Origin of the sequence: Photobacterium profundum (assembly GCF_003026285.1) — a bacterium.
Classification (GTDB): Bacteria; Pseudomonadota; Gammaproteobacteria; order Enterobacterales; family Vibrionaceae; genus Photobacterium; species Photobacterium profundum.
The window spans coordinates 632,326-651,737 of record NZ_PYOD01000002.1 but is presented as its reverse complement, the minus strand read 5'-3'; the positions used below and the strand labels follow the sequence as shown (position 1 = coordinate 651,737).

Below are 19,412 nucleotides of genomic sequence, written 5' to 3'. Positions count from 1 at the left end.
AGATCACGTCAATATTAATGATTCCAAACTTTTTATAAGTGTAGGTAACCCACATTGCAGTTTTTGTAATTAAGTAAAAGGTTGGATGCTTATTTAAAGGAGTTTTCCTTTTAATTAAAATGTGCCATTAGTATTTTAAGTAATTACATATATTGTAATGGTGATAAAGGGTGGACGTTATTTTTATTGGGTAAGTATTGTTTAAGGAGTAGGTGAATATAAATACTGTTTAATGTAAGAGGGATAATCTATGGAAGTTCCTTCCAGTCGTAGTGATATATTATTAGCTGCAAAACAGATATTAATTAGTCAAATTATATGTGGTGCAATTTATTTGCCCTATGTCGTAATGTATTCTGATCTATTAGGTATCGAATCAGCGTTAATAGGTATGGCTATCGCTGTTATTCCATCGATGATGGGAATGATAACAGCAACGTTTAAAGTGAAACTAAAGAAAGATAGCAGTATCAGTGAGTTAATTAGGGTTACTAGAACGGTCAAGCTTGTGTACACCGTTGTTATGTTCATTTTAGCCTTCCGGTTCATGGCATTGAGTAATGTAATAATGTTATCTGCTTATGGCATGACATTTTTAGGATGCTTTTTAACCCCGATACTTAATAAACCTCAATTTAGGATGACGTAAGGTGGATAATGTCAGTTCCGCTCACGAATATATTGAGCACCATCTAACCTTCCTTACATTAGGAAAAGGTTTTTGGAGTATTAATATTGACTCCATGATCATGGTTTGGATGGTAGGTTTACTTTTCATTGGTGTATTTAGATATGTTGCAACCCGAGGGACTAAAGGTGTTCCTGGTCGCCTGCAATGTTTCATTGAAATAACTTTTGATTTTGTAAATAACCTAGTTAAAGAAATATTTAAAACTGAAGATAAGCTCATTGGTCCATTAGCTCTTACTATTTTTGTCTGGGTCTTTTTGATGAACAGTATCGATTTATTACCTATCGATTTTGTTCCTGCATTAACCCGATTATTTGGTGTCGAGCATTTCAGAGATTTACCATCAGCTGATGTGAATGTTCCTATATCAATGGCGTTAGGTGTCTTTATATTAATTATTGGTTATACCTTGAAAAACAAAGGTATAGTCGGGTTTATTAAAGAGCTAACAACACAGCCATTTGAACATCCATTGTTATACCCAGTGAACTTCATTTTGGAATTAATTACATTAATTTCAAAGCCAATTTCACTCGGCTTACGATTATTCGGCAACATGTACGCAGGTGAAATGATATTCATCTTGATTGCATTAATGCCTTGGTGGATGCAGTGGGCATTGAGTGTACCTTGGGCCTTGTTCCACATACTGATTGTGTTCTTACAAGCTTTCATCTTCATGGTACTAACCATTGTTTACTTAGCTATGGCAACAGAAGAGCACTAGTTATTTAGCGTCTTAGCTATTAACAATCTCTAGCCACTATTTATCTTATTTATCGTTAATTTAATTTATAACAAATTTGGAGTCATTCATGGATATCGTAAGTGCAGTTCTTTACGTTGCTGGCGCACTATTAATTGGTTTAGGTGCGGCAGGTGCTGCAAGTGGTATTGGTAACTTGGCGGGTAAATACCTTGAAGGTGTAGCGCGTCAACCGGATCTTACTCCAATGCTTCGAACTCAGTTCTTCATCATGATGGGCCTTGTCGATGCGGTTCCAATGATCGGTGTTGGTATTGGTCTATATATCATTTTCGCTGTTGCTTAATAAATGACTACTGCGGTGATACAGCGCGAAGTACTTGATGTTTAGCGCTGTTGCTACCAAGCATTAATTAAAGAGTGAGGATGTATGAACTTAAATGCAACCATGCTTGGCCAAGCAATATCCTTCGTGATTTTTGTATGGTTATGTATGAAATACGTATGGCCACCATTGACCGCATTGATTGATGAACGTCAGCGTGAAATAGCCGAAGGGCTTAGCCAGATGGATCTAGCGGCAAAAGAACTTGAACTAGCAAAAGCCAACGGTGATCAACTAATGGTTGAAGCGAAACAAAGTGCAAGTGATTTGGTTGAACAAGGCAATAAACGCCGTAGCCAAATTATTGAAGATGCCAAGCTAGAAGGTGATACCGAGAAAGCTCGAATCATTGCTCAGGGTCAATCAGAGCTCGAAAGTGAGCGTAATCGCCTAAGGCAAGAACTTCGTCAAGAAATGTCAGATTTGGTTATCGAAAGCGCGGAAAAATTGATTAAACGCAACCTTGATAATGCTGCAAACCGTGAATTTGTTAATAAGCTAATTACGGAAATGTAATCGGGGAGATCACCATGTCAGATCTAAAAACGATAGCTCAACCTTATGCCAAAGCCGCGTTTGATTTTGCTTTAGCCAATAAGTCGCTCGACCAGTGGGCATACATGTTAATGGCCGCAGCAGATGTTGCTCACCAGCCCGTGATTCTTCAGGAAATCAAAGAAATTGATTTCAAAGGCGCGAAAAACGCCGAGGCTTTTACGCTGATGTTTTTAGATATCTGTGAAGGCTTACTTGATGAACATGGTCAGAACTTTGTTCGAGTGATGGCAGAAAATAGCCGATTAATTGTTCTTCCTGACGTTCTAAATCTTTTCATGGAAATGAAAGCGGACTTTGAACGCACTATAGAAGCGACAGTGTTATCTGTTGAACCATTAACGGAAGAACAAAAAGTTAATTTGGTTAAAGCATTGGAAAAGCGTCTTTCTCGCAGTGTTGAGTTGGATTGTCAGATAGATGAATCGCTAGTTGGCGGCATGCTTATCAAAGCTGGAGAACTGGTTATTGATGGCACTCTCAAGAGCTCGATGAACCGACTAGCAAGTAGTCTACAAGCGTAACGGGTAATAGATATGCAATTAAATTCAAATGAAATCAGCGATCTAATTAGACAACGTATCGCAACCTTTAATGTGACGAGCCAAGCTCGTAACGAAGGTACTATCGTCTCAGTAAGTGACGGTATTATTAGTATTAATGGTCTTGCTGATGTTATGCAAGGCGAGATGATTGAACTACCAGGTAATCGCTACGCATTGGCGCTTAACCTAGAGCGCCATTCCGTAGGTGCTGTGGTAATGGGTCCGTATTCGGATCTTGCTGAAGGTCTTAAAGTAAAAGGGACTGGACGTATTCTTGAAGTACCAGTTGGTCGTGGTTTACTGGGCCGTGTTGTTAATACGCTTGGTCAAGCGATTGATGGTAAAGGCGCAATTGAAAACGATGGTTATTCACCTGTCGAAATTATCGCCCCTGGTGTTATTGAACGTCAATCAGTCGATCAGCCTATCCAAACGGGTTATAAAGCGGTCGATTCGATGGTGCCAATTGGTCGTGGACAACGTGAGCTGATTATCGGTGACCGTCAAACGGGTAAAACGGCGATGGCGATCGACGCCATTATTAACCAGAAAGATTCTGGTATTAAATGTGTTTACGTGGCGATTGGTCAGAAAGCATCAACCATTGCTAACGTAGTACGTAAGCTGGAAGAGCATGACGCGTTAAAAAATACGATTGTTGTTGTAGCAACAGCATCTGATGCGGCAGCACTTCAATACCTAGCGCCTTATTCTGGTTGTACCATGGGTGAATACTTCCGTGACCGTGGTGAAGATGCATTGATTGTTTATGATGACCTGTCTAAACAAGCGGTTGCTTACCGTCAAATTTCACTATTGCTTAAGCGTCCACCGGGTCGTGAAGCTTTCCCTGGCGATGTGTTCTACCTCCACTCTCGTCTGTTAGAACGTGCATCTCGTGTAAACGTATCGTATGTTGAGCGCTTTACTAAAGGTAAAGTAAAAGGCAAAACGGGGTCATTAACAGCACTACCAATTATCGAAACCCAAGCGGGTGATGTATCAGCTTTCGTACCGACGAATGTGATCTCGATTACTGATGGACAGATCTTCCTACAAACGCATTTATTTAACTCGGGTTTACGCCCTGCGGTTGACCCAGGTATTTCGGTATCTCGTGTAGGTGGTGCGGCGCAAACGAAAATTGTGAAGAAACTGTCTGGTGGTATTCGTACTGCACTTGCTCAGTATCGTGAACTTGCGGCTTTTGCTCAGTTCTCATCAGATCTTGATGACGCAACACGTAAGCAACTTGATCACGGTGAAAAAGTGACAGAGTTGATGAAGCAAAAGCAGTACGCACCAATGTCTGTTGCGGAGCAAGCGATCGCTATTTTCTCTGCTGAAAAAGGCTATTTAGGTGATGTGCCACTAGCCAGAATTGGGGAATTTGAATCCGCATTAATGGCGTACGCGAAAAGCGAACATTCATCGTTGCTAGATACCATCAACCAGACGGGTCAATACGACGACGATATTGAACAAAGCCTACACAAGCTACTGAAAACATTCACCGCGACACAGTCGTGGTAACTCGAAACAGGGTAAATACAGCGTGGTAAATCTCGCTGACATCAACCCATCGTGAATGTTGATAGGAGCTAAAAATGGCAAACGCAAAAGAAATTCGCACCAAGATAGCGAGCGTACAAAATACGCAAAAGATCACCAGTGCAATGGAAATGGTTGCCGCAAGTAAGATGCGGAAAGTGCAAGACAACATGGCGGCAACCCGTCCTTACGCTGTAAACATGCGCAAGGTAATCAGCCATGTTGTATCGGGCTCATTAGAGTATAAGCATCCCTATCTTGAAGAGCGTGAAGCAAAACGTGTGGCGTACATCATCATATCCTCAGATCGAGGCTTATGTGGTGGCTTAAATACCAACCTGTTTAAGCGTGCAATAACGGATATGCGTCAATGGCAAGAGAAAAACGTTGAAGTAGATTTGACGTTAATCGGCTCAAAAGCAGTTTCGTTTTTCCACCGTTTTGGCAACGTGATTGCACAAACATCGGGTTTGGGTGATAAGCCTAAATTGGAAGATTTGCTCGGTACTGTTAAAGCCATGCTTGAGCACTTTGATGACGGTAAAATTGATCGCTTGTATTTGGTATACAACGAATTTGTTAATACGATGGTACAGAATCCACGTATAACGCAATTATTGCCGCATCCAGATAACGATGAGTCGCAAGACAATAAACCCAATGATGCAAATAGTCGCTGGGATTACATCTACGAACCCGATCCAAAAGACATACTCAACGCCTTAATGCAGCGTTACATCGAATCTCAGGTGTATCAAGGTACCGTTGAAAGTATTGCTTGTGAACAAGCAGCACGAATGGTCGCGATGAAATCGGCGACAGATAATGCAGGCGATATTATTAACGATTTGCAGCTGATTTATAACAAAGCTCGCCAAAGCGCTATAACCCAAGAGTTAAGTGAAATCGTAGCCGGTGCACAAGCCGTTTAAACAGAATTCAGAGGATATCAAATGAGTACTGGTAAAATTGTCAAAGTCATCGGCGCTGTCGTTGATGTGGAATTTGACCAAGATAGTGTGCCACGTGTTTATGATGCTTTGAACATCATTGATGGCGATAACAGCTCTCTTGTACTTGAAGTACAGCAACAAATTGGTAGCGGAGTCGTTCGTTGTATCGCAATGGGTTCGTCAGATGGTATGCGCCGTGGTTTAACCGCAGTGAATACGGGTGAACCGATTACTGTGCCTGTGGGGGAAGAAACCCTCGGCCGTATCATGAACGTATTAGGCCATCCAATTGATGAGTGTGGTGAAATTGGTGAGAAAACCTCTTACCCAATTCACCGCGAGCCACCATCATATGAAGAACAAGCGAACAGCACTGAACTATTAGAAACCGGTGTAAAAGTCATCGATTTGATTTGTCCGTTTGCTAAAGGCGGTAAAATTGGTCTGTTCGGTGGTGCGGGTGTTGGTAAAACCGTCAACATGATGGAGTTAATCAACAACATCGCGAAAGCACACTCAGGTCTATCTGTATTTACAGGTGTGGGTGAACGAACACGTGAAGGTAACGACTTCTATTACGAAATGAAAGAAGCCGGTGTACTTGATAAAGTTGCCATGGTTTATGGCCAGATGAATGAGCCTCCTGGTAACCGCTTACGTGTTGCACTTACAGGGTTAACCATCGCAGAACGCTTCCGTGATGAAGGCCGTGATGTACTGTTGTTCATCGATAACATCTACCGTTATACCCTTGCAGGAACAGAAGTGTCAGCCCTGCTTGGCCGTATGCCCTCTGCGGTAGGTTACCAGCCAACATTGGCTGAAGAGATGGGTGTGCTGCAAGAACGTATTACATCTACGCACAAGGGATCGATCACCTCGATTCAGGCGGTTTATGTACCTGCGGATGACTTAACGGATCCATCACCAGCTACAACATTTGCTCACCTTGATGCAACAGTTGTACTGTCGCGAAATATTGCCGCATTAGGTCTTTATCCAGCGATTGATCCACTAGATTCAACGTCGCGTCAGCTTGATCCTTTAGTTGTTGGTACTGAGCACTATGAAGTTGCTCGTGGCGTACAAACTGTACTGCAACGTTATAAAGAACTGAAAGATATTATTGCGATCTTAGGTATGGATGAATTGTCTGAAGATGACAAATTGACCGTAGCCCGAGCACGTAAAGTCGAGCGTTTCCTAACTCAACCTTACCATGTTGCTGAAGTATTCACGGGTCAACCGGGTATTTTTGTATCACTAAAAGATACATTGAATGGCTTTAAAGGCTTATTGAGTGGCGAATACGATGATGTTCCAGAACAAGCATTCTTGTACTGTGGCTCTATCGAAGACGTTATCGAAAAAGCGAAAACTATGTAAGTTTGAGGAGGATTTATGGCTATCGGCGTTACTCAGAATACATTCCAACTCAACATTGTGAGTGCAGAAGGTCCGTTATTTAGTGGTAAAGCACATGCTTTGGCTATTTCGGGTCTTGATGGTGAACTTGGTATTCGCCCTGGTCACTCTCCTTTGCTGAGTCGTATTAAACCTGGCGTTGCTTATTTTCAAACTGATTTGAAAGGGGATGACGAAATTCTCTACATTTCAGGCGGTATTGTTGAGGTTCAACCTTCATTAGTAACGGTATTGGCTGATACAGCCATGCACGGTAAAGATATTGATGAAGCTCGTGCGAATGAAGCACGACGTGCAGCAGAAGAGAATATTAATAAGCAAGGTCACGATATCAACTTTGCGCAAGCGCAGATGGATTTGGCGAAAGCAATGGCTCAGTTACGTGCCGTTGAATTAACCCAAAAACAGAGGCGTCGCTAAACAACTCCAGTACATCACTATCGATTGAATGCTCTGATATGTACCGATATCAGAGTATTTTTTTGTCTGTAATTTGATGCTACTTGAATTAATCTAATCGCGATGGAGTGATTATATATTGGTTCCATTAGATGGATAGAACTGTAATAAAAAGTAACATTGGTTTATTTGTTTAGAGTGAACGTATAAACTGACGACTCAATTATTTTACAAATAAGTAAAAACGGAGAACAAAGTAATGCGCTTTTTAGCTAGTCCAATGTTCTCAAGCCTATATCGTATTTACCTATCCTCTCAAGCCGTTGCCGTTTACCTCCCCAGTAATTAGTCTTCCTATTCGTTCACTCAATGTATCTAAGGCGTTGAAATAGATAGTAATGACATTAAACATTGCCAGCGAGCTTGATCGCTTTTAATACTGAGCCTCTTGTTAGTGTTTTCTGCTCATGACTTAATGCTATTTCACATTGTTAATATAGAGCACATCTGCAAGTGAATTTCACATCTTACCCCTGATCATTTATATCTCCTCAATGGAGGACATGTGTCATTTTTTATCGCTTCTCAAATCTTAGCTGGATTGGCTTCGCTATTCGATATCGCCTCATTCCAGTTCAAAAATCGAAATAAACTTTTAACGACTTTATTTATTTCCGCGTTACTAATTGCTGCTCATTTTGCCTTGTTAAAAGAATGGACGGCTGCATGCTTGCTTGTCATTGGGGCATGTCGTTACTTAGCTGGAATCTTCATATCCGATCCTAGAATGAAATGGCTATTTTATTTGGTCACACTACTGGGCACGGCGCTAACCTTCAGCGGTATCACGAGTGTATTGAGCTGTATCGGGTCGCTATTTCATACTAAGGCTTCATTTAGTCGTAACGATAAGCTCATGCGTTGGCTTATGGTTATAGGTACCGTGGTTTGGCTTATTCACGACATCATTGTTGGATCTCCAGTCGCGGTATTATTAGATGTTCTATTTATTATAAGCAGTGCTATTGGCTACTATCGAATACATATAAAGAAACTATTACTCCTAACCTAAGCTATTCAATTGAACTCAGCCTTTGACAATTCGCCGCGTGTCAAAGGCTGATTCTAAGTGGAGTTGCAATAGCAATGTAAATTTATAGATGTGATAATTTTTATTATAATTCATATTGTTATGCAATTCTCTTGAACATTAGGAGGCTTTAAAAAAATAATAATAGTGCGGCTGGATGGTATTCATTTCCTGTGAATTTAGCTGTACCCAGCTTACTGTTTAGGCATTGCGGCTAAGATAGCTCCGAATGTTTTAAGTGCTATGGCATCATCTTCAGCACTGTACCGTTCACCTTGCTATCCATAATCACCTCACGGTATGCCTGTACCACCTTATCAATATCGATCGCGCCAGTTGTATCTAAACCAGGTATCAGATCCATAGTTTGTTTAATCATACCCAGGCTCACACTATTGATGCGCTTGCCGTCGGTAAGCTCTAGTGCAGCCCCTTGGACAAAAGAGTTACAGACAGATTCAGCGCCATGTAAGATTTTTTTTGTTAGAAAACTCAGTTTGGATTACTTGAAGGGAAAGACACCTTTTGTTTCAGCGATATTTTGTTTTCGCTGAAATCATAAGCTTCATTTGTCGTTGATTGTGCGATTTGCCATACGTTTTATTATGTTCAAAAAAGTGTATAGCCAATAGATCTCGAACTTGTTCAAGATTTCGGATCGGTGCCAGCTTCGCGACACATATCCTTATCTGTTCTACACCAACACTTGCCGTGTGTTCCTGATGTAATGATGGATCTGACGCTCGGTTTTCAAGTCAATCATCTCTTTTGGGCGACAACCATTTGGGCAGGGCATACGCGGTGTTGTGCCAAACAATCGACAGATCAATGGTCGTTCCTCGTACACTGTGCAACCCTTAGGACCTAGGTGTACACAATCAAACTCATTTAATGCGGCTTCATGTTCAGCGTCCGTTTTCACTGGCAGGCGTGACATTTCTTCCGAAGACGTTGTTACTGGTCCGCAACAATCGTGGCACCCCTCCACACACTCGAACGACGGGATACGCTCACGTAGAAGCGCGATTATCTCTCGGTTATTGTTCATTCATACCTAACTTTTGTGCAGTTTACGACTCTATAATTCTACACCAAATTCACTCGAGTTTTGACAATGCCTTCAAATTTACCGCCGGGCATAAGGTGCGCCACGACTAATTTTCCAAGCACACCACATACTAAAACTACGGAGTAAAACGCGTCAACGTGATGTTTTTATAACCCTAACTCTTGGATGAATACTTTATATTCTTGAACATAATTGCCAGTGTGATTTTCCATTCTCGGTTTTGTTAGAAGTCCTTTTGAGCCAGTGATGAAACTGCGAATTTTTTTTCGGACCTTTCTCTCTCCAAGTAATATTGAATCCCAAATGCTTTGTTTACTATACACTTGGTTGCTTTGCGTTTTAAGCCTCATTTCTTTCAACAAATGGCTTCTATACTAATGGGTAATGTGAATAGAAGGGTTATTAGTGGCAATCCTAACTCATGAGGGAAAGTAATATGAGAACACTTTCTTTGCCTCAGGCACGAAAGCTTGCGCTGCTTTCACAATGTATTTCAACAAGGTCGCTAAAAGGTAGCGCGTATACAGAAACCTTAAACGTTTTTGAGCGCTTAGGTTATGTGCAGATAGATACCATATCAGTCGTTCAGCGCGCACATCATCATACACTTTGGAGTCGAAACCCCAGATATCAAGTTGCTCACCTTGATCAGCTCGTTGCAGACAAAAAAGTATTTGAGTATTGGTCGCATGCTGCCTCTTACCTGCCAATGAGGGACTATCGATTCAGCCTACCTCGCAAGACGGCGCTCAAAATGGGTCAACAAAGCCATTGGTATAAGAAAGATCACAAACTGATGGCTGATGTTCTTCAGCGAATAGAGAGTGAAGGCCCATTAATGGCGAAAGACTTTGTCTCTAAAAGTCATAAAACGAATGGGTGGGGCAGTAAACCCTCTAAACAAGCCTTAGAAACTTTATTTATGCAGGGGGATCTTATGATCGCTGAGCGTAAAAATTTTCATAAGGTCTATGATTTAACGCAGCGAGTATTACCAAATGATGTAGATGCCTCAATACCTACAGAGCAAGAGCAAGAGCAAGAGCAAGAGCATGGGCAATTTTTAGTATTGAGTTACTTAAGAGCTCACGGTTTCGGAAATTTGGCTGAAATTACCTACCTACTTAAAAATGTTAAAACATTGGCTAGTCAAGCGTTGAATGTGTTGCTTGAAAGGGGCGATATTAAAAGAGTCATCATTAATGAGTTTGTTTATTTTGCTTGCTGTGATGCCTTGCTTCTACTCGACAAGCGGCTAAATAAAAAACAAGTTCACATTCTTTCTCCATTCGATAACTTACTTATCCAGCGAAAGCGAACACAATCTATTTTTAATTATAAATATCTTCTTGAATGCTATGTTCCTGCCGCCAAGCGTCAGTTCGGTTATTTTTGTTTACCGGTTGTGTGGGATGGGACGCTAGTTACGAGGGCGGATTGTAAGGTCGATAAACAAACTAGCACACTCAATGTGATTCACTTATTCATTGAATCGTCAGTGAAGGAAAAAGAAATATTTTTTACTGCTTTAGAAGAAAAGCTTCAGGCATTTGCTCAGTTTAATCAATGTAGTCATTATGCTATCCAAAAAGCATCTACCCATAAGTGTATTTGATCTCTGCTTATTTTTGTTATGAGAGTTTCTTACCCACTGAGGGATGTTTAATGGCTACAGTATTGTCTAACTTTTCTTCCCTTTGAGTCTTTTGTATAAATGCCAATAAGATCACAAATTCAGTATCTTTAAAGGTGCATTTTTCTATCGAAGCATACTGCGGACAAACTCTACTCTCTGCTGGTATTAGTTATAAAAAACTGGCGAGTCTGATCAACAAGTGTATTGAGATAAAAGCCCCAAATTGAGTGATACTTTTACGTTGAAAGACGATAAAGCAAAATATGACGACTACTATTTTATCGACCTAGTTATTGCAGGCCAAGAAAGGGGGGGTCTTGTAATTCCGATGTAAAAGATGCCGTTTTTTAAGGCGTGAGAGGCGATTTTATCATTAATAAAAGATAATGATAAAAATATCACTTGAGTGTTTTTTAGATATTTAATGCAATAATAAAGAAGACGGTGACGTTATTTTTAATAAGCTTGTTAATGTGTATGAGCTGTTTTTTTATGGGTAATAATTCAGTTTATATTATGTGGAAGCGGTAATTAATATCCCCCATATTGATGAGGTATACATTGTTCAACATATAATGCGTGCTTCAAATAATGAAACTTATGTTGCATTTTTGGATGGTGTTATGTGTCGAATTTATCAGCACAATGTTATCAAATGTAACGGAATGCTCTTGGGGGTGTAACAAACTGACTATTAATCTTGTGTGTTACTAAGTAGCTAACTTATTGAGGGTTGTTTAATCATGAAAATAAGAAAAGTGAGTAATTCACTTTGTTCAGCTAAGCCATAACAACATCATTTGGTGATATTTGTTAACACATGCGATAACTGGCACGTCAGGCTAATACACACTAAAAATAGACACATTAGTTATTATTTCACTTAAAACAATAATGCAGTTTTTATTTCATGAGCTGTGCTTTGTCACACCAAAATAAAACAGGCAAATAAACCGAGAATTGTAAATGGAAGCCTCAAGATATAAACGCCTCGTGTTAGGAGGAATACTAACATTTTCAGTGTTGCTACTTTCCGGCTGTCAGTCTGTGCTTTTTGACCCAAAAGGTTTGATTGGCGAACAAGAAAAAGATCTCATAATAACGTCCTTACTTCTCATGTTAATTGTGGTTATTCCCGTTATTTTGATGACGTTTTATTTTTCATATAAATATCGCGCCTCAAATACAGGTGAAAAATATACGCCAGAATGGGCGCATTCAACCAAAATCGAAGTCGTAGTGTGGACTATCCCTATCGTTATTATCGCGATATTGGGCACAATAACGTGGCAAACCACCCATGAACTTGACCCCGGTAAGCCACTGGTGAGTTCGGTCAAACCTATGACCATTGAAGTGGTGTCATTAGATTGGAAATGGTTGTTCATTTATCCCGATCAGCACATTGCTACGGTGAACTATGTGGCTTTTCCTAAAGATGTCCCTGTCACTTTTAAAGTTACATCAAACAGTGTGATGAACGCCTTTTTTATCCCTCAACTTGGCAGTCAGATTTATGCGATGGCTGGCATGGTTACGCGGGTGAATTTGGTGGCAAACGAAGCGGGTCAGTATGACGGCATCTCGTCAAGCTACAGCGGTGCGGGCTTCTCTGATATGAAGTTCAAAGCGCAGGCGATGCCTGATCAAGCAACATTCGATCAGTGGGTGAAGCAAGTTCAACAGTCGGCACCTCCAATGATTGATATGGCTGCGTTTAAAGCGTTGGCAGCACCAAGTAAGCAGGTTCCTGTGACGTATTACTCACACTTGCCAGATTATTTGTACGGCTCGATCGTTCAGCAATTTAAAGGGTCATTAAACATGGATATGGGCGTTGATAAGCCGATGGACATGAAAATGGACTCGGCCCATACCACGCAGTAGGACACGTTATGTTTGGAAGATTAAGTATTGAGGCCATCCCATTCGATGTGCCAATTGTTATGGTTACGCTCACCGCTATTGCTTTGATTGGTGCTGCAGTGGTTGGCCTGATCACGTATTACGGGAAATGGCAGTATTTGTGGTCGGAATGGTTTACCTCTATTGACCATAAAAAAATCGGCATTATGTATATCGTAGTGGCGTTTGTGATGATGGTGCGGGGCTTTGCCGATGCTGTCATGATGCGTAGCCAGCAATTGCTATCGGCAGCGGGTGAAGGAGGATATTTACCGCCTCACCATTACGATCAAATATTTACTGCCCACGGGGTGATCATGATTTTCTTCATGGCCATGCCGTTTATTATTGGCTTAATGAATATTGTTGTGCCGCTGCAAATTGGTGCGCGTGATGTGGCCTTTCCGTTTCTGAATAATCTTAGTTTCTGGTTATTCATTGTCGGTGTGGTTTTGATCAATCTGTCATTGGGTGTGGGTGAGTTTGCCCGTACTGGTTGGTTGGCGTACCCACCGTTGTCGGAGCAGCAATTTAGCCCCGGGGTCGGGGTCGATTATTGGATATGGGCGTTACAAATATCCGGTATTGGTACCACATTATCTGGAGTGAACTTCTTCACTACAATTTTACGTATGCGTACGCCGTCTATGCCAATGATGAAAATGCCCGTTTTTACTTGGGCATCGTTGTGCGCGAATGTGTTGATCATTATTTCATTCCCAATTTTGACTGTGACCATCGCATTGCTGACGTTAGATCGTTATGTCGGAACCCATTTCTTTACCAATGAATTGGGTGGCAACATGATGATGTACATCAACCTGATCTGGGCGTGGGGACACCCCGAAGTATATATCTTGGTGTTGCCTGTATTTGGTGTGTTCTCTGAAGTAGTGGCGACGTTTTCGCGTAAAAAATTGTTTGGCTATACCTCGCTGGTATGGGCGACGGTGGTGATCACTATTTTGTCGTTCGTCGTGTGGCTTCATCACTTCTTTACGATGGGGTCGGGCGCTAACGTTAATGCCTTCTTTGGTATTTCGACCATGATTATATCAATTCCAACTGGAGTGAAAATCTTTAATTGGTTGTTCACCATGTACCGTGGTCGGATTGAGTTCACGACACCGATGTTATGGACATTAGGTTTCATGATTACTTTTACGGTGGGTGGTATGACTGGTGTGTTGTTGTCTGTACCAGGTGCAAACTTCGTACTGCATAACAGCTTATTCCTGATTGCTCACTTCCATAATGTGATCATTGGGGGCGTGGTGTTTGGCTGTTTTGCTGGCTTTGCGTATTGGTTCCCGAAAGCAACGGGTTTCACCTTGAATGAAATGTGGGGTAAACGCGCATTTTGGTTTTGGATCATCGGTTTCTTCGTAGCCTTTATGCCGCTGTATGCCTTGGGCTTCATGGGTATGACGCGACGTTTAAGTCAGAATATCGATCCTCAGTTCTTACCATTATTGGCGGTAGCCGCATTTGGTGCTGCGCTGATTATGTGTGGCATCATCTGCCAGGTTACCCAAATTGTGGTCAGTATTCGCGACCGTGAAAGCAATCGCGATATTACTGGCGATCCGTGGGGGGCTCGTACTTTTGAGTGGTCGACGTCGTCACCACCACCGTTTTATAACTTTGCCAAGTTACCGAAAGGCGATGTGTTAGATGGTTACTGGTACGAGAAGCAAGCCGCGTTATTGTCGCCAAAAAGTGAAACCGCTGATGAAGAATACCAGCCAATTCATATGCCACGTAATACGGCGACAGGTATCTACATTGCAGGCTTCTCGTTGATTTTTGGCTTTGCGATGATCTGGTACATCTGGTGGCTGGCTGGCGTTGGATTGCTGGGTATGGTTGGTGCGTGGATTGCCCATAGCTTCAATGAAGACACTGATTATTACGTGACGGCAGATGAAGTACGTGATATTGAAATGGCGCATAAGGCACGTGTAGCGGCAGGTCAATCGAAGCCTACGACAGATGAGAACGATGGATTGGAGGTCGATTATGTACGCTAATTCTGACATCAGCGAACAGGCACTATCAGCTGTGGCTGGATATGATAATCACCACGATGATCATCATGATATGGGTGAAACCAAGCAGTTCGGTTTTTGGATTTATCTGATGAGCGACTGTATTTTGTTCGCCAGCCTTTTCGCGACCTATGCGGTACTGGTGAACGGTATTGCTGGTGGGCCAAGTGGCAAAGATATATTCGACCTACCATTTGTATTTACTGAAACCATGCTACTGCTGTTCAGTAGCATCACGTTTGGTTTTGGCATCATTGCAATGAAACGCAATGATGTCGCAGGGCTGAAACGTTGGCTTGCTATAACTTTCTTATTTGGTTTGAGCTTTATTGCGATGGAGTTATGGGAGTTCCATCACCTGATTAATGAAGGTTTTGGCCCGCAACGCAGCGCATTTTTGTCGGCGTTCTTTACATTGGTGGGTACGCACGGTTTGCATGTTACAGCCGGTTTGATTTGGCTGTCGGTATGTTACTACCAAGTTAGCACCAAAGGCTTGACCAGCATGATGCAGACTCGTTTCTATTGTTTGAGTTTGTTCTGGCACTTCCTCGATATTGTGTGGATTTGTGTATTTACCATCGTTTATCTGTTGGGGGTCGTGTAATGAGTAACCAACATGCGCAATCGAGTATGAATGGTTATACCAAGGGTTTCATTGGCTCGTTGGTGTTAACTATTATTCCGTTTTACTTTGCTGCTACCAAGATGCTGCCACATGCAGTTACGCTGGTGATTTTGTTTGCCTGCGCCATCGTACAAGTGGTGGTGCATCTGGTGTACTTCCTGCACATGGATCGCTCTGAAAAAGGCCAATGGAATCTGTTGTCTTTAGTGTTCACTGGTATCGTGGTGTTTATTTTGATTGCCGGATCTTTGTGGATTATGTGGAACTTGAACCACAACATGATGATGTAGTGAGAGGCCCGAAATGATCAAAGGCTATATTGCTATCACTAAACCCGGGATCATTATCGGCAACCTCATTTCCGTACTGGCGGGCTTTTTCTTAGCCGCCAAAACAGAGGGGGTATCTTTACCCCTTTTGTCCTGTACTTTGGTGGGGGTGGCGCTGGTGATCGCCTCGGGCTGTGTGATCAATAACATTTACGATCGTGATATCGACTTAAAGATGTCACGCACCCGACAACGATCGTTAGCCCAAGGCACGATCAACGTGGATCTGGCATTTTTGTATGCCTTGTTGATGCTGCTATTAGGTACGGCACTTTTGTATCGCTGGGTGAATCCGTTGTCAGCCGTGGTGGTATTACTCGGCTATGTGTTTTACGTGTTTTTTTACACCATGTGGTACAAGCGTCATTCGGTGTATGGCACCTTGGTGGGCAGTGTATCGGGAGCTATTCCGCCGTTGGTTGGGTATTTGGCTGTTACCAACTTTATTAGTGTCGATGCTGTGTTGTTGTTTACCTTGTTTTGCTTGTGGCAGATGCCACATTCGTATGCCATTGCTATGTTCCGAATGCAAGACTACGCAGTAGCTGGGATCCCTGTGTTACCTGTTGTAGAAGGGATTCACACCGCCCGCCGTCATATGATGGCGTACGTGGTGGCTTTTATGCTGGTGGCATTGGCACTCTTTGTGTTTGGCCATGGTGGGGCAGAATATTTGGTGGTGTCATCTTTGGTATGCTTGATGTGGTGCCGAGTGACGTTCAAACCGATTACGCAAGATAGTTATGTGGCATGGTCAAAAACCGTGTTTAAAACGTCGCTTATTGTTGTCACTGCCATCAGTGGTGTGTTGGGACTGGAGCTGATCTCACTGTTGGTGTGATGACGATCATTTGAGTTTCACACCTAATTATTGAATCTTGTGGAAGTTTGATACGTTCGCGTATCTTTACCTTTTTGCCGACAGTCATGAGCATGGCCGTCGGCTTTTTTTGTTTTCTTTTTATAAACATGAGCACTTGTTTAGGCGTGACTCGACTCTCGGTATTGCTCGTTTTACCATGTTTGCGATTCAGCTCGTATTTTAAGGAAGTCGATGAACGCTCTGATCCTGATAGGCATTTGTGCCCCGTAATTGTGTACTGCATAAAAGGGGGCTTCTAGTTTCATATCGTTAGGCAATATGTTTACTAATTTACTGTGGCGTAGTTCTTCTTCGATTGCTCGTTTAGGTAAACAAGCGATTCCTAACCCAGCTAAAGTCATCATTCGAATGGTCGGAACGCTATCTCCGACTCGATTAGCTCGGAATTGGTAAGTTTGAATTTGACCTTTACCTATATTAAAACTTCTTTCGATGTTCATGCCTTCCCATTGGTTGGCTATATAGTCGAAACCAGAAAAATCAGTACCATTAACAGGTAGCTGAATTTCTTTTTTTACCAAATAGTGAGGGTGGCAACACAATACTTGTTCAAGGTTACCAAGCTTGACGGCACGCGACGTCGAATCAGGCAGTTCACCGACAGTAACGGATAAATCTATGTACTTATCAATAAGATTGAGTCGTAGATCGTTAGCCAATAATTGAGGTTCTATGCGAGGATGAGTCTGCATGAATTCACACATTGTAGGGCCAATCAGATGCGTCATTAATGTATGGGGTGAAGTCACGGTAATGGTGCCAGCGAAATCTGTACAGGATTCTCGTGCCTCTTCTTCTGCCAATGACATTAATTTTCGCATTTCCAAACATCGCTGATAAAAGCGCTTTCCTGCATCTGTTAATGATTGACGGCGGGTTGTCCGTGTGAGTAATTTGACCTCGAGGTATTGCTCAAGCGCCTGTAGGTGGTGGCTAACTACTGATTTTGAAAGATCTAGTTTTTCTGCTGCTTTGGTTATAGACCCAGATTCTACGATTTGGGCGAACACTTGCATCCGATGTAATTCGTTTTTCATCGTATTTGATTGTCTTATATTCTCGAACTATATGTAAAATATTACTGTATTTATCTATGTTTATAAACAAGTAGACTTCTCTTTACCCCCTGATAAATCCAATAAATGGAGAGAATAATGACGATTTTAGTGCAATTTACACTCAGACATACATCAGAAAATACTGCGGGAATTATCCGTTTTTTTAATGAGATATTGCCTGATACACGCACATTCGACGGTAATATTTCTGCAGAACTATACAACAAAGATCGGGTTGATAATGCTCTTAATCTATTTGAACAGTGGGAAAGCCCTGCACATTTTGATAAGTACATTGGTTGGCGTAAAAGCATTGGTGACTTTGACCGTTTAGGTGCAATGCTTACGGATGCGCCAGTGATAACCGTGATGTCTAAGGAAGTGTGATGAATAAGATCTGGAGCCCTAGTTCAGTGCCAGCCCCTGCAGCCAATTATCATCAATGCGCTTTAATACCAACAGGTTCAACCCGATTACATATTGCAGGGCAGTTAGGTATTGATGCTGATGGTAATGTAGCAGAAAGCACGGAAAAACAAATTGTATTAGCTTGGCAAAATGTTAGAGGCGTACTTCAGGCAAATAAAATGGATATGGAAGATATAACCAGTGTAAGACTATATTTAGTTAACCGTAACGAGGTACCTGAATATCAGGCTGCTAAACAACGATTACCTTTCGATGTCGGCGGGTTACCAACCACATTATTGTTCGTAAATGGTTTATTTGATGAACGATGGAAAGTTGAAATTGAAGCAGAGGCCGCGAAGATCTTTTAAAGCAATAAAGCTGCTGTGAGATAACATCGAACAGCAGCAAGTGAAGTACTATTGATAATGATGTCGAGCCCGATTCTTGTAGAGGGGTAAAATCCAAGTATATTCAATGTACTTGGTTTTTTTTAGTTTTCTAAAGTAGGTGTTGAGCAATGAACAGCAAATTTTGTGGAATAACAGCATTGAGTCAGGCTTTTTTCATTAAAGCAGTGACCATATTATGGCTAACATTAAACATCCCATGATTGATAATATCGGTATTAGTAGACATTGCCATGATTGCCATTTTTTGTTGTATACTGCTTTATTTGTATCAGCAAGAAGCTTTAATACTTTCTGCCTTTCTCTATCTTCTTTTAACGTTTTTTTCTTTGCATCCATCATCATGTATGTGACCCTTTATGATAGCTCTAGACTAACAACTCTTAGGTTTAATGTATTTCGGATAGTGCCGAAGTCACCACGCGTAATATCAAACGATATTCTTCCATTAGTGTCTTTAATTGCGAATGCTTTAGCGCGAGTTTCTATATCAATCACCTCAGAAAGATAGACATTAGCTTGATTAGAAGTAAATGATACGCGCTCCGATTCAGCCATGAAGAAACCGTCATTGGTATAACTAATTTTTAATCCGTACTTAAGTTCGTCAATTTCTTTGATTGCGTGGGGGTGATTTTGCTTTGATTGACCTAACATCATTTTTGTTCTCAACTTATTTAGGTTGGTATTACAGATGAAATTAAAGAAGCCGCCCTTACAGGCGGCTACTGTCTGCTG

At 41.6% G+C, this 19,412-nt stretch carries 23 protein-coding genes; 18 read left to right on the top strand and 5 right to left on the bottom strand.

The annotated features are described in order from the left end of the window. The first annotated feature begins 250 nt into the window (after positions 1-250). The 10 genes from C9J48_RS07735 to C9J48_RS07690 all read left to right on the top strand — a co-directional run bounded on the left by C9J48_RS07735 (position 251) and on the right by C9J48_RS07690 (position 8,282). A complete protein-coding gene (locus C9J48_RS07735; protein ID WP_006228789.1) occupies positions 251-649 on the top strand; it encodes a hypothetical protein in 399 nt (132 codons plus the stop codon). Position 650: 1 nt separating this feature from the next. Continuing rightward, positions 651-1,418, top strand: a complete 768-nt coding sequence (gene atpB, locus C9J48_RS07730; protein WP_006228790.1) for a F0F1 ATP synthase subunit A — start codon at positions 651-653, stop codon at positions 1,416-1,418. 88 nt (positions 1,419-1,506) lie between these two features. Further along, complete coding sequence (gene atpE / locus C9J48_RS07725; RefSeq protein ID WP_004730405.1) at positions 1,507-1,743, top strand: F0F1 ATP synthase subunit C; 237 nt, start codon at positions 1,507-1,509, stop codon at positions 1,741-1,743. 84 nt (positions 1,744-1,827) lie between these two features. Then, positions 1,828-2,298, top strand: coding sequence for a F0F1 ATP synthase subunit B (atpF, locus tag C9J48_RS07720; RefSeq protein WP_006228791.1), 471 nt, complete (start codon positions 1,828-1,830; stop codon positions 2,296-2,298). Between the two features lie 14 nt (positions 2,299-2,312). Beyond that, the gene (locus C9J48_RS07715; protein ID WP_006228792.1) at positions 2,313-2,861 is read left to right on the top strand and encodes a F0F1 ATP synthase subunit delta; all 549 of its coding nucleotides are present in this window, start codon (positions 2,313-2,315) and stop codon (positions 2,859-2,861) included. Positions 2,862-2,873: 12 nt separating this feature from the next. Next, positions 2,874-4,415: a F0F1 ATP synthase subunit alpha gene (gene atpA, locus C9J48_RS07710; protein ID WP_006228793.1), complete on the top strand. Its 1,542-nt coding sequence runs from the start codon at positions 2,874-2,876 to the stop codon at positions 4,413-4,415. 74 nt (positions 4,416-4,489) lie between these two features. Further along, a complete protein-coding gene (gene atpG, locus C9J48_RS07705; protein WP_006228794.1) occupies positions 4,490-5,365 on the top strand; it encodes a F0F1 ATP synthase subunit gamma in 876 nt (291 codons plus the stop codon). A gap of 21 nt (positions 5,366-5,386) precedes the next feature. Beyond that, positions 5,387-6,772, top strand: coding sequence for a F0F1 ATP synthase subunit beta (gene atpD, locus C9J48_RS07700; protein WP_006228795.1), 1,386 nt, complete (start codon positions 5,387-5,389; stop codon positions 6,770-6,772). A 15-nt stretch (positions 6,773-6,787) separates the two neighbouring features. Next, positions 6,788-7,231, top strand: a complete 444-nt coding sequence (locus C9J48_RS07695; RefSeq protein WP_006228796.1) for a F0F1 ATP synthase subunit epsilon — start codon at positions 6,788-6,790, stop codon at positions 7,229-7,231. A gap of 544 nt (positions 7,232-7,775) precedes the next feature. Beyond that, the gene (locus C9J48_RS07690; RefSeq protein WP_006228797.1) at positions 7,776-8,282 is read left to right on the top strand and encodes a YgjV family protein; all 507 of its coding nucleotides are present in this window, start codon (positions 7,776-7,778) and stop codon (positions 8,280-8,282) included. Between the two features lie 259 nt (positions 8,283-8,541). On the opposite strand, the gene C9J48_RS27850 is transcribed toward C9J48_RS07690, so the two are convergent. Both C9J48_RS27850 and C9J48_RS07685 read right to left on the bottom strand, forming a co-directional pair. Then, positions 8,542-8,679, bottom strand: a complete 138-nt coding sequence (locus C9J48_RS27850) for a hypothetical protein (protein ID WP_165481758.1) — start codon at positions 8,677-8,679, stop codon at positions 8,542-8,544. Between the two features lie 315 nt (positions 8,680-8,994). After that, on the bottom strand, positions 8,995-9,348 hold the full coding sequence (locus C9J48_RS07685) for a YkgJ family cysteine cluster protein (RefSeq protein ID WP_006228799.1): 354 nt from the start codon (positions 9,346-9,348) through the stop codon (positions 8,995-8,997). A gap of 457 nt (positions 9,349-9,805) precedes the next feature. Between C9J48_RS07685 and C9J48_RS07675 the strand changes: the two genes are divergently transcribed. The 6 genes from C9J48_RS07675 to cyoE all read left to right on the top strand — a co-directional run bounded on the left by C9J48_RS07675 (position 9,806) and on the right by cyoE (position 16,756). After that, positions 9,806-10,984 (top strand): winged helix-turn-helix domain-containing protein, encoded by a 1,179-nt coding sequence (locus C9J48_RS07675; protein WP_006228800.1) that lies wholly within the window; start codon positions 9,806-9,808, stop codon positions 10,982-10,984. A gap of 987 nt (positions 10,985-11,971) precedes the next feature. Beyond that, positions 11,972-12,892, top strand: a complete 921-nt coding sequence (gene cyoA, locus C9J48_RS07670; RefSeq protein ID WP_050764819.1) for a ubiquinol oxidase subunit II — start codon at positions 11,972-11,974, stop codon at positions 12,890-12,892. A gap of 8 nt (positions 12,893-12,900) precedes the next feature. Further along, entirely contained in the window at positions 12,901-14,940 is a 2,040-nt protein-coding gene (gene cyoB, locus C9J48_RS07665) for a cytochrome o ubiquinol oxidase subunit I (RefSeq protein WP_006228802.1), read from the top strand. A 70-nt stretch (positions 14,941-15,010) separates the two neighbouring features. Further along, complete coding sequence (gene cyoC / locus C9J48_RS07660) at positions 15,011-15,565, top strand: cytochrome o ubiquinol oxidase subunit III (RefSeq protein WP_050764835.1); 555 nt, start codon at positions 15,011-15,013, stop codon at positions 15,563-15,565. Continuing rightward, complete coding sequence (cyoD, locus tag C9J48_RS07655; protein WP_006228804.1) at positions 15,565-15,876, top strand: cytochrome o ubiquinol oxidase subunit IV; 312 nt, start codon at positions 15,565-15,567, stop codon at positions 15,874-15,876. The genes cyoC and cyoD overlap by 1 nt, the downstream gene beginning before the upstream one ends. Positions 15,877-15,889: 13 nt before the next feature. Beyond that, positions 15,890-16,756, top strand: a complete 867-nt coding sequence (gene cyoE, locus C9J48_RS07650; RefSeq protein ID WP_006228805.1) for a heme o synthase — start codon at positions 15,890-15,892, stop codon at positions 16,754-16,756. 173 nt (positions 16,757-16,929) lie between these two features. On the opposite strand, the gene C9J48_RS07645 is transcribed toward cyoE, so the two are convergent. Continuing rightward, positions 16,930-17,835, bottom strand: a complete 906-nt coding sequence (locus tag C9J48_RS07645) for a LysR family transcriptional regulator (RefSeq protein ID WP_036802503.1) — start codon at positions 17,833-17,835, stop codon at positions 16,930-16,932. Between the two features lie 114 nt (positions 17,836-17,949). Here C9J48_RS07645 and C9J48_RS07640 point away from each other — a divergent pair, with 114 nt between their 5' ends. Both C9J48_RS07640 and C9J48_RS07635 read left to right on the top strand, forming a co-directional pair. Continuing rightward, the gene (locus C9J48_RS07640) at positions 17,950-18,243 is read left to right on the top strand and encodes a putative quinol monooxygenase (protein WP_181320805.1); all 294 of its coding nucleotides are present in this window, start codon (positions 17,950-17,952) and stop codon (positions 18,241-18,243) included. Further along, a complete protein-coding gene (locus C9J48_RS07635) occupies positions 18,240-18,635 on the top strand; it encodes a RidA family protein (RefSeq protein WP_181320802.1) in 396 nt (131 codons plus the stop codon). The genes C9J48_RS07640 and C9J48_RS07635 overlap by 4 nt, the downstream gene beginning before the upstream one ends. A gap of 198 nt (positions 18,636-18,833) precedes the next feature. Here C9J48_RS07635 and C9J48_RS07630 read toward each other — a convergent pair whose 3' ends face one another. Both C9J48_RS07630 and C9J48_RS07625 read right to left on the bottom strand, forming a co-directional pair. Then, on the bottom strand, positions 18,834-19,019 hold the full coding sequence (locus tag C9J48_RS07630; RefSeq protein WP_006228809.1) for a hypothetical protein: 186 nt from the start codon (positions 19,017-19,019) through the stop codon (positions 18,834-18,836). A 12-nt stretch (positions 19,020-19,031) separates the two neighbouring features. After that, complete coding sequence (locus C9J48_RS07625; RefSeq protein ID WP_006228810.1) at positions 19,032-19,334, bottom strand: hypothetical protein; 303 nt, start codon at positions 19,332-19,334, stop codon at positions 19,032-19,034. Positions 19,335-19,412 lie beyond the last annotated feature (78 nt).